The organism is Flavobacterium adiutor, from assembly GCF_048282555.1.
GTDB lineage: Bacteria > Bacteroidota > Bacteroidia > Flavobacteriales > Flavobacteriaceae > Flavobacterium.
In genome coordinates, this window is record NZ_CP182487.1 from 3704589 (window position 1) to 3717616 (window position 13028).

At 38.7% G+C, this 13028-nt stretch carries 8 protein-coding genes, 4 tRNA genes and 3 rRNA genes; 5 read left to right on the forward strand and 10 right to left on the reverse strand.

Annotated elements, in window-relative coordinates; all coding sequences use genetic code 11:
* Positions 1 to 50: 50 nt before the first annotated feature.
* Both ACNC7R_RS15700 and ACNC7R_RS15705 read right to left on the reverse strand, forming a co-directional pair.
* On the reverse strand, positions 51 to 746 hold the full coding sequence (locus ACNC7R_RS15700; protein WP_417942008.1) for an OmpA family protein: 696 nt from the start codon (positions 744 to 746) through the stop codon (positions 51 to 53).
* Between the two features lie 19 nt (positions 747 to 765).
* On the reverse strand, positions 766 to 1266 hold the full coding sequence (locus ACNC7R_RS15705; RefSeq protein ID WP_417942009.1) for a lipocalin family protein: 501 nt from the start codon (positions 1264 to 1266) through the stop codon (positions 766 to 768).
* Positions 1267 to 1467: 201 nt separating this feature from the next.
* Here ACNC7R_RS15705 and htpG point away from each other — a divergent pair, with 201 nt between their 5' ends.
* From htpG to ACNC7R_RS15730, 5 genes are all read left to right on the forward strand, one after another.
* Positions 1468 to 3351 carry a molecular chaperone HtpG gene (gene htpG, locus ACNC7R_RS15710; protein WP_417942010.1) on the forward strand — a complete coding sequence of 628 codons (1884 nt, stop codon included), beginning with the start codon at positions 1468 to 1470 and terminating at the stop codon, positions 3349 to 3351.
* A gap of 201 nt (positions 3352 to 3552) precedes the next feature.
* Positions 3553 to 3750 carry a hypothetical protein gene (locus ACNC7R_RS15715; protein WP_417942011.1) on the forward strand — a complete coding sequence of 66 codons (198 nt, stop codon included), beginning with the start codon at positions 3553 to 3555 and terminating at the stop codon, positions 3748 to 3750.
* Between the two features lie 6 nt (positions 3751 to 3756).
* Positions 3757 to 4272, forward strand: coding sequence for an ISL3 family transposase (locus ACNC7R_RS15720; RefSeq protein WP_417943180.1), 516 nt, complete (start codon positions 3757 to 3759; stop codon positions 4270 to 4272).
* A complete protein-coding gene (locus ACNC7R_RS15725) occupies positions 4224 to 4589 on the forward strand; it encodes a transposase (RefSeq protein WP_417942012.1) in 366 nt (121 codons plus the stop codon). Before ACNC7R_RS15720 ends, ACNC7R_RS15725 begins: the two co-directional genes overlap by 49 nt.
* 190 nt (positions 4590 to 4779) lie before the next feature.
* Positions 4780 to 5553: an ISL3 family transposase gene (locus ACNC7R_RS15730; RefSeq protein ID WP_417943169.1), complete on the forward strand. Its 774-nt coding sequence runs from the start codon at positions 4780 to 4782 to the stop codon at positions 5551 to 5553.
* A gap of 146 nt (positions 5554 to 5699) precedes the next feature.
* Here ACNC7R_RS15730 and ACNC7R_RS15735 read toward each other — a convergent pair.
* From ACNC7R_RS15735 to ACNC7R_RS15770, 8 genes are all read right to left on the reverse strand, one after another.
* A tRNA-Leu gene (locus ACNC7R_RS15735) sits at positions 5700 to 5785 on the reverse strand.
* 6 nt (positions 5786 to 5791) lie between these two features.
* Positions 5792 to 5864: transfer RNA gene (locus ACNC7R_RS15740), tRNA-Phe, on the reverse strand.
* A 49-nt stretch (positions 5865 to 5913) separates the two neighbouring features.
* Positions 5914 to 6023: ribosomal RNA gene (gene rrf, locus ACNC7R_RS15745) — 5S ribosomal RNA — on the reverse strand.
* 175 nt (positions 6024 to 6198) lie between these two features.
* A 23S ribosomal RNA gene (locus ACNC7R_RS15750) occupies positions 6199 to 9080 on the reverse strand.
* 164 nt (positions 9081 to 9244) lie between these two features.
* Positions 9245 to 9318, reverse strand: a tRNA-Ala gene (locus ACNC7R_RS15755).
* Positions 9319 to 9409: 91 nt separating this feature from the next.
* Positions 9410 to 9483 (reverse strand) — tRNA-Ile (locus ACNC7R_RS15760).
* A gap of 129 nt (positions 9484 to 9612) precedes the next feature.
* Positions 9613 to 11126: ribosomal RNA gene (locus ACNC7R_RS15765) — 16S ribosomal RNA — on the reverse strand.
* Together the 16S, 23S and 5S rRNA genes with 4 tRNA genes alongside form the textbook arrangement of a ribosomal RNA operon.
* Positions 11127 to 12076: 950 nt before the next feature.
* Complete coding sequence (locus ACNC7R_RS15770; RefSeq protein ID WP_417942013.1) at positions 12077 to 12706, reverse strand: DsbA family oxidoreductase; 630 nt, start codon at positions 12704 to 12706, stop codon at positions 12077 to 12079.
* Between the last annotated feature and the right edge of the window lie 322 nt (positions 12707 to 13028).

Consider the following 13028-nt stretch of genomic DNA (forward strand, 5'->3'; position numbering starts at 1 on the left):
AAGCTGCTTCAATTAAGAAACAGCTTTTAATAAATTTTATTGTACTTAAATTATTTTCCAGCCTGAGCTTTAGCCTCATTAACCATTTTATCATTTGCAGTAATTGCAAACTCAACACGACGGTTTTGAGATCTTCCTTCCGCAGTATCATTCGTAGCTATCGGATCAGCAATTCCTAAACCTGATGTCTTAAAACGGCTTGATTGTAATCCTTTTGAAACCAAATAAGCCTTTACAGATGCGGCTCTCTGTCCGGAAAGTGTTAAATTATATTCTGGTTTACCAGTATTGTCAGTATATCCAAAAATTTGAATATCAGTATCTCCATAATCATTAAAAACCGGAACTAATTTATCCAAATTTGCTTTTGCCTGAGCAGTCAAGGTTGATTTATTAGTGTCAAAACGAACAGCATTTTCATTAAGCGTTAAGTGTATTCCTTCACCTACTCTCTCTACATTTGCACCCGGCAGAGCCTGATCAATTTCACGAGCCTGCTTGTCCATTTTATTTCCAATAAGTGCTCCGGTACCTCCACCAACTGCAGCTCCAATTGCAGCTCCCAGAGCAGCGTTTCCACCTTTACCTAAATTATTTCCTAATACAGCTCCAATTACACCTCCTGCAACGGCACCAATTCCGGCACCCTTTTGAGTATTATTAGCATTTTTAACTGAATCGCAGCTTGCAAATAAACTAACTAATACAAGTAAGTTGCTCAATCCTAAAACTGTTATCTTTTTCATTTTTTATTCTTCTTTAAAATTAATTAGCTCTTTGAAATTGGTAAGTAACATCTTTAGATTGTCCACCAACATTAATTGTATCAATCAACTGAAATGAATTATCAGTTAATCCTGCCACTTTTAACAAATATCCTGTTCTCACATTTTTTGATTTTGTTCCAGGATCAACAATTTTCAAAACAAAAAGTCCTTGATTATTAATACTCCAGACAATGGGAGAAGTAAAGGCCGTACAACTCGGAGAATTCAGTGTCATTGTACCTTTATTATTATTAGAAATAAAATTCCAGGTACTGCCTATAAAACATTTAGAATCTGCAAGATCAAAAGAATTAACTTTGATATAATCAGATCCGGCATAAGAAACATTTGTAAGTACCCAGTTTCCTTTGATAGCAACTTGAGTTGGTCTGTCAAGTTTTTTTGAAATTTCTGCTTCTGTTGAAGCTGTAGTTGATGAAGCTGATTTACACGCAAATAAGATCGTGGACATCATGCAAATGAAAATAAATTTCTTCATTTTTTAGAATTATTTAAGTTATTACTTACACATTTGACAATTATTGTATCGCAAAGATACAACTCATCAAAATATGTTGAGTTCCAAAATCCTATTATTTTCTTTCAAAATTAACACATACGACATTTTGTCACTATAAAAAAATTGGTATCTAATTTGAATAAGTGAAACTAATCTAATTAAACTAAAAAATTAAAAAATATGACAACAGGTAAAATTAATGTTTCTGTAGAAAACATCTTTCCCTTAATCAAAAAGTTCTTATATAGCGATCACGAAATCTTTTTACGTGAGTTGGTATCGAATGGTACAGATGCTACTTTAAAATTGAAACACCTGATTAGCATTGGGGAAGCAAAAGTAGAGTACGGAAATCCAATTATCGAAGTTAAAGTGGACAAAGAAGGTAAAAAAATCCACATCATCGATCAGGGTTTAGGAATGACTGCAGATGAAGTTGAGAAATACATCAATCAGGTAGCTTTCTCTGGTGCTGAGGAGTTTTTAGACAAATATAAAGACTCTGCAAAAGATTCTGGAATAATCGGACATTTTGGTCTTGGCTTCTACTCTGCTTTTATGGTTGCTGAAAAAGTGGAAATCATTACAAAATCTTATAAAGATGAACCAGCAGCACACTGGACTTGTGACGGAAGCCCTGAATTTACTCTCGAGCCAGCTGACAAAACTTCACGTGGTACTGAGATTATTTTGCATATTGCAGAAGATTCGCTTGAATTTTTAGAAGATTCTAAAATCAGCGGACTATTGAATAAGTATAATAAATTTATGCCTATTCCAATTAAATTTGGAACTAGAACAGAAACGCTTCCAAAACCAGAAGATGCTCCTGAAGATTACGTTAATGAAACCGTTGAAACCGATAACATCATTAATAATCCAAACCCTGCCTGGACAAAACAGCCTTCTGAATTATCTGATGAAGATTACAAAAACTTCTACAGAGAATTATATCCTATGCAATTTGAAGAACCGTTATTTAACATTCACTTAAATGTAGATTATCCATTTAATTTAACCGGAATTTTATACTTTCCTAAATTAGGTTCTGATTTGCAAATTCAGAAAGATAAAATTCAATTGTACCAAAATCAGGTGTACGTTACCGACAATGTTGAAGGAATTGTACCTGAATTTTTGACAATGCTTAAAGGAGTTATAGATTCTCCGGATATCCCATTAAATGTTTCTCGCTCAGGATTACAAGCTGACGGTGCTGTTAAGAAAATTTCAAACTATATTACACGTAAAGTAGCTGATAAATTAAAAGCTCTATTTAATGAAAATCGTGCTGATTTTGAACAAAAATGGAACGATATTAAAATTGTTTTAGAGTATGGAATGCTTTCTGAGGATAAATTCTACGAAAAGGCTGGTGCATTTGTATTGTACCCAACTGTAGATGACACCTATTTTACTCTTGAAGAATTAAAAGAGAAGATAAAAGAAAACCAAACAGATAAAGACGGAAAACTAGTCATTTTATATGCTGGAAATAAAGATGCTCAACACTCTTATATCCAAACAGCAAAAGAAAAGGGATATGAAGTATTGCTCTTAGATTCTCCTATCATATCACATCTAATCCAGAAAATAGAAGGCGACAATAGAGATTTAACTTTCGTTCGTGTCGATTCTGACCACATCGATAACCTAATAAAAAAGGATGAAAATACAATTTCTAAATTATCGGATGAAGAAAAAGAGGCTTTAAAAACTTCATTAGAAGCTTACATCCCAAAAGCATATTCTGTTCAATTGGAAGCGATGGATAGCCAAGCTGCACCATTTATTATCACGCAGCCAGAATTTATGCGCAGAATGAAAGAAATGAGCCAGTCTGGCGGTGGAGGAATGTTCGGAATGGGAAACATGCCAGAAATGTACAATTTAGTAGTAAATACAAACTCTGATTTAGCTTCCAACATTTTAAATACTGAAGACAAATCAACTCAGGAAAACCTAGTCAAACAAGCTCTGGATCTTGCCAAATTATCTCAAAATTTATTAAAAGGAGAAGAACTTACAGCTTTTGTAAAAAGAAGTTTTGATCTGATTAAATAAATTTTTAATCATAAAAAAAATTTATGAACCTGCATACGAAAAGTTTGCAGGTTTTTTTTATTCAAAATACAAAGTTCAATTAAAATATTATTCAGCCATCATAATTCAGAAAGATTAAATCCTTCATTGAACTACCAAAGTTGCTTTAATTTCAGTAACCCCTAATACTAATTTAAAAGCATTTATTCTTAAATATTTTACATGGTTTCCTTGTTGACCGTGCTGTCCGCTGTATTTTTTCGTTGGCAAGCCATTGATCAAGAAAATGATGCTATTGAAAAAGCCAAAAAGTCAAAAGTAAATTTCGAATCTAAAACACTTTCAAATGGGGATACCCTTAAGCAATTACTAGCGAGGAGTCGCTATTTCTTGTATAAATCCAAATCGAAATGGACTTAAAATCAAATAGAACGTGCTGCCTTACTATTTGAGTTATATCCTGATATTCAAAAAGGATACAATCTGACTCAAGAGCTCCGTGGCATCTTTGAGAATACAACCGATAAAATCATTGGTTTTGCAAAATTAGCCAGATGGCATGAAAAAGTAGATCAATCTGGATTTAAGTCTTTCGGTACAATCTCTCGTACAATTATGAATCATTATCAAACCATCTTAAATTATTTTGATAACAGAAGTACTAATGCTTCTGCAGAATCATTCAATGCTAAAATAAAAGCATTTAGATCAAAATTTAGAGGTGTTAGAAATATAGAATACTTCCTTTTATCAATAGACGAAACCTCACTTTCAAATGGCGAACTCTATACTATTTTAACCAACAAATCCGGTAAAGGTAGAAAAGGGATCATAACATATTGTTGTGGGGAAATATTAAAATCTAGATATTTGTATGTTCAATCTATCCCCCAATGCAAGATTCTTTTATCGATATCCTTAAGTTGTTATTACCTGAGATAATAGTAGACTACTTCGAACTTACTTCTTATAAAAAGAAAGATGAAACACTCCATCTGTATTTAAAAGAGATTAATTCGATACCTAAAGAATACAGAGAATCAAAATTAAGCTCAAAAGGATTCTTCGAAGAGATAACGGTTCAGGATTTTCCTATCCGTGGACACCAAGTATATCTTCACATCACTCGCAGAAGATGGCTTAATGAAGATACTCGAAAGATCGTTTTTAGAGATTGGAATTTAGTAGCAGACAGAACTCGTGTAACCCAGGAGTTTGCGTCTTTTTTAAAAGAGATCAATAGATTCCAGTCCAAATGATTGTAATACCATTGCCTCTTTCTATGGAGTTTCTGGTAGAAACCTGCAATGTCAATACAAAGATTTTCTAAGTGATTTCAAAGTTTGGGATCAAATATCACATGCTAAAAAATGGCTTCTTTTTCCACAAAATATTGGAAAGCGTTTATCAATAGACGAAACCTCACTTTCAAATGGCGAACTCTATACTATTTTAACCAACAAATCCGGTAAAGGTAGAAAAGGAACTATAGTAGCTATGATTGCAGGAACTAAAGCAGAAACAGTTATTGGCGTTATTGAAAAAATTCCTCTTAAACAGCGGAATCTAGTCAAGGAAATTACTCTGGATATGGCCGGGAATATGGGATTGATAGCTAAAAAGTGTTTTGCTAATGCTACTCGAGTTACAGACCGATTCCATGTTCAAAAGCTAGCTGCAGAAGCCCTGCAGGAAATCAGGATTAAATATCGTTGGCAAGCCATTGATCAAGAAAATGATGCTATTGAAAAAGCCAAAAAGTCAAAAGTAAATTTCGAATCTAAAACACTTTCAAATGGGGATACCCTTAAGCAATTACTAGCGAGGAGTCGCTATTTCTTGTATAAATCCAAATCGAAATGGACTCAAAATCAAATAGAACGTGCTACCTTACTATTTGAGTTATATCCTGATATTCAAAAAGGATACAATCTAACTGAAGAGCTCCGTGGCATCTTTGAGAATACAACCGATAAAATCATTGGTTTTGCAAAATTAGCCAGATGGCATGAAAAAGTAGATCAATCTGGATTTAAGTCTTTCGGTACAATCTCTCGTACAATTATGAATCATTATCAAACCATCTTAAATTATTTTGATAACAGAAGTACTAATGCTTCTGCAGAATCATTCAATGCTAAAATAAAAGCATTTAGATCAAAATTTAGAGGTGTTAGAAATATAGAATACTTCCTTTTTAGGCTAACTAATATTTATGCTTAATTTTTGCATCCCCACAGGTTTTTGCTTTGATCCTTAGTTTACATAATAATTTAGGAATATCTCATCCTTTGATTATTTAAAAGCTTTCATAAAACAAAAAAACGCAATTACTTAAGTTATAGTAATTGCGTTTTTTTAGGGATTTGTACTCAGAGCGGGACTTGAACCCGCACGGACATTGCTGTCCACTGGATTTTAAGTCCAGCGTGTCTACCAATTTCACCATCCGAGCATTTTGTGGTACCTCCAGGGATCGAACCAGGGACACATGGATTTTCAGTCCATTGCTCTACCATCTGAGCTAAGGTACCTCATTTTAAACAAAAAACCCTATTCTTTTTCAGAATAGGGTTTTCAAAAGAAAGGCGACGACATACTCTCCCACAAAACTGCAGTACCATCTGCGCTGGCGGGCTTAACTTCTCTGTTCGGAATGGGAAGAGGTGAGCCCCGCCGCAATAACCACCTTAAGGTTGTTAGTAATTAGTCCTTAGTGCTTAGTAATTAGTTTTTAAGCTAATCACTACTTACTCTTTACTAGTTACTTTCCGCGTACGGACAATATCTTAACATACTGAGATAAAGAAAACTATTATTCTATTAGAAAGTGCTTCCCTCCCGTCTTTTACACGGGAGGAAAAGGGTGTACATAAGCTTACGGATTATTAGTACTACTCGACTATGACATTACTGCCTTTACATCTATAGCCTATCAACGTGGTCATCTTCCACGATCCTTAAAAGAAATCTCATCTTGTGGTGGGTTTCGCGCTTATATGCTTTCAGCGCTTATCCCTTCCCAACGTAGCTACTCTGCGGTGCCCCTGGCGGGACAACAGATACACTAGAGGTTAGTCCAATTCGGTCCTCTCGTACTAGAATCAGATCCACTCAAATTTCTAACGCCCACAGTAGATAGAGACCGAACTGTCTCACGACGTTCTGAACCCAGCTCGCGTGCCACTTTAATGGGCGAACAGCCCAACCCTTGGGACCTTCTCCAGCCCCAGGATGTGACGAGCCGACATCGAGGTGCCAAACCCCCCCGTCGATATGAGCTCTTGGGGGAGATCAGCCTGTTATCCCCGGCGTACCTTTTATCCTTTGAGCGATGGCCCTTCCATGCGGAACCACCGGATCACTATGCTCTACTTTCGTACCTGATCGACCTGTATGTCTCTCAGTCAAGCTCCCTTATGCCATTGCACTCTTCGCACGGTTACCAAGCGTACTGAGGGAACCTTTAGAAGCCTCCGTTACTCTTTTGGAGGCGACCACCCCAGTCAAACTACCCACCAAGCACTGTCATCTTCTTCGAAGAGTTAGGCCTCAGATAAACAAAGGGTTGTATTTCAACAATGACTCCACAACGCCTGGCGACGCCGCTTCATAGTCTCCAACCTATCCTACACATCATTTATCCAAGGTCAATACTAAGCTATAGTAAAGGTGCACAGGGTCTTTTCGTCCCACTGCGGGTAAACGGCATCTTCACCGTTACTACAATTTCACCGAGCTCATGGCTGAGACAGTGTCCAGATCGTTACACCATTCGTGCAGGTCGGAACTTACCCGACAAGGAATTTCGCTACCTTAGGACCGTTATAGTTACGGCCGCCGTTTACTGGGGCTTCAATTCAATGCTTCTCCGAAGATAACATCTCCTCTTAACCTTCCAGCACCGGGCAGGTGTCAGGCCCTATACTTCATCTTACGATTTTGCAGAGCCCTGTGTTTTTGATAAACAGTCGCCTGGACCTCTTCACTGCGGCCCCGATTGCTCGGGGCGACCCTTCTCCCGAAGTTACGGGTCTATTTTGCCTAATTCCTTAGCCATGAATCTCTCGAGCACCTTAGGATTCTCTCCTCAACTACCTGTGTCGGTTTACGGTACTGGTACTAATTACCTGAAGTTTAGAGGTTTTTCTTGGAAGCCCTTAGGCGCACTATCTCTTTGTCCGAAGACTCCGAGTACTATCGTATTTCACCATTCTCTACGGATTTGCCTATAGAGAATATAGCTAGGTACTTTAACGAACTATTCCGTCAGTTCGCGGCGCTTTCATCACTCCGTCACCCCATCACAGTAATTAGTAGTACGGGAATATTAACCCGTTGGCCATCGACTGTCCCTTTCGGGTTCGCCTTAGGACCAGACTAACCCACAGCTGATTAGCATAGCTGTGGAAACCTTAGTTTTTCGGTGTGCGGGTTTCTCGCCCGCATTATCGTTACTTATGCCTACATTTTCTTTTCCAGCCAGTCCAGAATACCTTACGATACACCTTCAACCCTGCTGGAATGCTCCCCTACCACTTACAGTAAACTGTAAATCCATAGCTTCGGTAATATGCTTATGCCCGATTATTATCCATGCTCGTCCGCTCGACTAGTGAGCTGTTACGCACTCTTTAAATGAATGGCTGCTTCCAAGCCAACATCCTAGCTGTCTGGGCAGACAAACCTCGTTCTTTCAACTTAGCATATATTTGGGGACCTTAGCTGATGGTCTGGGTTCTTTCCCTCTCGGACTTGGACCTTAGCACCCAAGCCCTCACTGCTGTAAAACATTATATAGCATTCGGAGTTTGTCAGGAATTGGTAGGCGGTGAAGCCCCCGCATCCAATCAGTAGCTCTACCTCTATATAACTATTATCAGCGCTGCACCTAAATGCATTTCGGGGAGTACGAGCTATTTCCGAGTTTGATTGGCCTTTCACCCCTACCCACAGGTCATCCGAAGACTTTTCAACGTCAACCGGTTCGGACCTCCACACTGTGTTACCAGCGCTTCATCCTGCCCATGGGTAGATCACACGGTTTCGCGTCTAACACTACTGACTAAAGCGCCCTATTCAGACTCGCTTTCGCTACGGATCCGTGACTTAATCACTTAACCTTGCCAGCAACGTTAACTCGTAGGCTCATTATGCAAAAGGCACGCCGTCACCCCACCAAAGGGCTCCGACCGCTTGTAAGCGTATGGTTTCAGGATCTATTTCACTCCGTTATTCACGGTTCTTTTCACCTTTCCCTCACGGTACTGGTTCACTATCGGTCTCTCAGGAGTATTTAGCCTTAGCGGATGGTCCCGCCAAATTCAGACAGGGTTTCACGTGCCCCGCCCTACTCAGGATACCACTATCTATTATACTTGTTACCCATACGGGGCTATCACCCTCTTTGGCGCTACTTTCCAGTAACTTCTGGTTCCGTGTACATAAAATATCGTGGTCCTACAACCCCAACATTGCCATAACAACATTGGTTTGGGCTAATCCGCGTTCGCTCGCCACTACTTACGGAATCACTTTTGTTTTCTTCTCCTCCGCCTACTTAGATGTTTCAGTTCAGCGGGTTTGCCCACCTATCGGTGTACTATGTCTTCAACATAGTGGGTTGCCCCATTCGGGTATCTGCGGATCAAATGGTGTGTGCCCATACCCGCAGCTTTTCGCAGCTTATCACGCCCTTCATCGCCTCTGAGAGCCTAGGCATCCCCCATACGCCCTTATTTTGCTTATTGTACCAATCTTGTTACTTAAAACAAGACCGTTTTTTTTGTTTTCTTTTATTTGTATTACTACTAATAATAAAAAACGCTTTCTACTTTTTAATTTTTTCTTATCTCAATATGTCAATGAACTTTAACAATTAATAATTATCAATTGATAATTTTCAATTATTTCGTGGAGAATAACGGAGTCGAACCGTTGACCTCCTGCGTGCAAGGCAGGCGCTCTAGCCAGCTGAGCTAATCCCCCCATTTTTTAGTTGTCAGTTAACAGTTTTTAGTTAACAGTACTTAAAACGGTTACTCAACCTCTAAAATTTCCTTTTTTTTAAGTTAAATAGTAGTCCCGGGCAGACTCGAACTGCCGACCCCTACATTATCAGTGTAGTACTCTAACCAGCTGAGCTACGAGACTCTGTTTTTACTTAATTTTCATTATTTTTTTAAATTAACAGCAAGAGTAATCAAATCTTTCAATTCAGAACTTTATAAATAATCATCTTTTATCCCCAACGTGTGTATCCACTAACATATGAGGCTCTAGAAAGGAGGTGTTCCAGCCGCACCTTCCGGTACGGCTACCTTGTTACGACTTAGCCCTAGTTACCAGTTTTACCCTAGGCAGCTCCTTGCGGTCACCGACTTCAGGCACCCCCAGCTTCCATGGCTTGACGGGCGGTGTGTACAAGGCCCGGGAACGTATTCACCGGATCATGGCTGATATCCGATTACTAGCGATTCCAGCTTCACGGAGTCGAGTTGCAGACTCCGATCCGAACTGTGACCGGCTTTATAGATTCGCTCCTGCTCACACAGTGGCTGCTCTCTGTACCGGCCATTGTAGCACGTGTGTAGCCCAAGGCGTAAGGGCCGTGATGATTTGACGTCATCCCCACCTTCCTCACAGTTTGCACTGGCAGTCTTGTTAGAGTTCCCGACTTGACTCGATGGCAACTAACAACAGGGGTTGCGCTCGTTATAGGACTTAACCTGACACCTCACGGCACGAGCTGACGACAACCATGCAGCACCTTGTAAATTGTCTTGCGAAAGTTCTGTTTCCAAAACGGTCAATCTACATTTAAGCCTTGGTAAGGTTCCTCGCGTATCATCGAATTAAACCACATGCTCCACCGCTTGTGCGGGCCCCCGTCAATTCCTTTGAGTTTCAAACTTGCGTTCGTACTCCCCAGGTGGGATACTTATCACTTTCGCTTAGCCACTGAACTTGCGCCCAACAGCTAGTATCCATCGTTTACGGCGTGGACTACCAGGGTATCTAATCCTGTTCGCTACCCACGCTTTCGTCCATCAGCGTCAATCCATTAGTAGTAACCTGCCTTCGCAATTGGTATTCCATGTAATCTCTAAGCATTTCACCGCTACACTACATATTCTAGTTACTTCCTAATAATTCAAGTTCAGCAGTATCAATGGCCGTTCCACCGTTGAGCGATGGGCTTTCACCACTGACTTACTAAACCGCCTACGGACCCTTTAAACCCAATGATTCCGGATAACGCTTGGATCCTCCGTATTACCGCGGCTGCTGGCACGGAGTTAGCCGATCCTTATTCTTACGATACCGTCAAATTCCTTCACGAAGGAGTGTTTCTTCTCGTACAAAAGCAGTTTACAATCCATAGGACCGTCATCCTGCACGCGGCATGGCTGGATCAGGCTTGCGCCCATTGTCCAATATTCCTCACTGCTGCCTCCCGTAGGAGTCTGGTCCGTGTCTCAGTACCAGTGTGGGGGATCTCCCTCTCAGGACCCCTACCCATCGTAGCCATGGTAAGCCGTTACCTTACCATCTAGCTAATGGGACGCATGCTCATCTTTTACCGTTGTGACTTTAATAGTAGGTTGATGCCAACTCACTATACTATGGGGTATTAATCCAAATTTCTCTGGGCTATCCCCCTGTAAAAGGTAGATTGCATACGCGTTACGCACCCGTGCGCCGGTCTCAAAGCCCGAAGACTTCTACCCCTCGACTTGCATGTGTTAAGCCTGCCGCTAGCGTTCATCCTGAGCCAGGATCAAACTCTTCATCGTATATTTTAATATTATATTGCGATGAATATCTATCGGTTCTTCCCTAATCTATCGATTCCATTACTCTTATTCTTTTGTCCTAACATCTCTGTTAAAACGGCTGTCAATTCAATATGTCTACGAACGTAATTTTCTTTATTTTTTTCGCTTATCGTTTGTTTCTCAAAGCGGGTGCAAAAGTAAAAATTCTTTTTGTTTCCTGCAAGAAAAATTTAAAAAAATTGAAACTTTTTTTTCGTTTCTTTTTTCTCCTTTTTCTTTCAATCTCTCAACGAACTTTCCGTGTTTTACGGGGTGCAAATGTAAAAGCATTTTTCAAATCTCACAAGCTTTTTCTAATCTTTTTTTTTTGAAAATCTTTTTTCTCTCAATCAGAGTGCTTGCCAGTATTTCAGTGAACGCCTTTCGTTATTGCGGGTGCAAAAGTAACACCTTTATTTACATTTACAACTCTTTTTTTTATATTTTTTCAATCTTTTTAAACCTTTTTTATTAACTAACTCATAACAAATTCCTTACAGATTAGACTTTTTTGAAAAATTGTAAGTTTTTTCTACTACAAACTGATTTTCCCTTATTTCAGCATGCTTTTTGAATTCCGTTTTTGAGGAGTTTTTAATCTTTAATACTGTTTGCTGAACAAAAGTTATGTTTTAAAAAAGCTTCTTTTCATCCTGAAAAGCTTTGATTATATCTTTTCTACAGCTATTTCTCTTTAAAAAGCACCTCATAGCCCCGATAGAAGTGAAAATCCTTTTGCTTTTTTCTTTAAAAAGCAAAAGATTGAAACCAATAGCGGGAAACAGCTCCTTATTAAAAGTAAATACCCTTTTCTTAAACTTCAATCAGACTGCATAAACTCTCCTGCTATACTATTATATATATGTATAAAAAACAATCCCGATAGTATTAAGTAACTATCGGGATTGGTTTTTAGTAAATATTCAAGACTATTCCCTGACTTTATTAATTGTTTGTATAAAAGCCTCAACAGGCTGAGCTCCCGAAATGCCATATTTTCTATCAAAAACAAAAAACGGAACACCCTGCACTCCAATTTCCTGCGCTTCGGCAATATCCTTTTGCACATCATTTAAAAACATATTCTCATTTTCTATTACTTTCCGAACTTCATTTTCATCTAAGCCTGCCTGAATACCTAACATTATTAAAACCGAAGGATCATTTAAATCTTTCCCTTCTGTAAAGTATGCCTTAAAGAAAATTTCTTTTATTTCATTAGCCAATTCTCTTGTCTTTGCTAAATGTATAATGCGATGAGCTGTTAGTGAATTCGAAACAATTGTTTTGTCAAAATGATAATCTAAACCAGCACTTTTCGCACGCTCAACAACCGCTTTATGCATTTCTTTTGACTGCTCAACTGAAATACCTTTCCGTTCAGCCAAAAAAGTATAAACATCCTTACCACTCTGAGGGGTTATTGACGGATCGAGCTGAAAACTTTTCCACTCAATTTCAAACTCCTCATTTGGAAATTCTGTCAAAGCATTTTCTAATTGTCTCTTTCCTATGTAACAAAACGGACACATGATATCCGACCAAATTTCTATTTTCATATTGCAAAGTTAGGAAAAATTGTTTCAGGTTTAAAGTTTCAGGTTTCACGTTGAATACTTTGAGTAAAGTTTGACCACAAAGCAATCCAAGTTTTTTCTCAGCTTATATTTAAAAACACAAAGTTCGCATAGCTTTATTTAAATCTCAGCACTTTACGATTAGACTAACACCTAACTTGAAACGTTAAACAAAATAAAAAACCGCAACTCCTTTTAAGAATTGCGGTTTTCAGGTATAAAAAATGGTTGGTTAATAGCGATATTTTTTTTTACAATGATATACTTTTAATTCGAAATTAAAAAAAATCCCTGTAACAAAAAC

Coding starts and splice junctions, on each gene's coding strand:
- ACNC7R_RS15700 (WP_417942008.1), bottom strand. CDS start 746: ATGAAAAAGATAACAGTTTTAGGATTGAGCAACTTACTTGTATTAGTT.
- ACNC7R_RS15705 (WP_417942009.1), bottom strand. CDS start 1,266: ATGAAGAAATTTATTTTCATTTGCATGATGTCCACGATCTTATTTGCG.
- htpG (WP_417942010.1), top strand. CDS start 1,468: ATGACAACAGGTAAAATTAATGTTTCTGTAGAAAACATCTTTCCCTTA.
- ACNC7R_RS15715 (WP_417942011.1), top strand. CDS start 3,553: ATGGTTTCCTTGTTGACCGTGCTGTCCGCTGTATTTTTTCGTTGGCAA.
- ACNC7R_RS15725 (WP_417942012.1), top strand. CDS start 4,224: ATGCAAGATTCTTTTATCGATATCCTTAAGTTGTTATTACCTGAGATA.
- ACNC7R_RS15770 (WP_417942013.1), bottom strand. CDS start 12,706: ATGAAAATAGAAATTTGGTCGGATATCATGTGTCCGTTTTGTTACATA.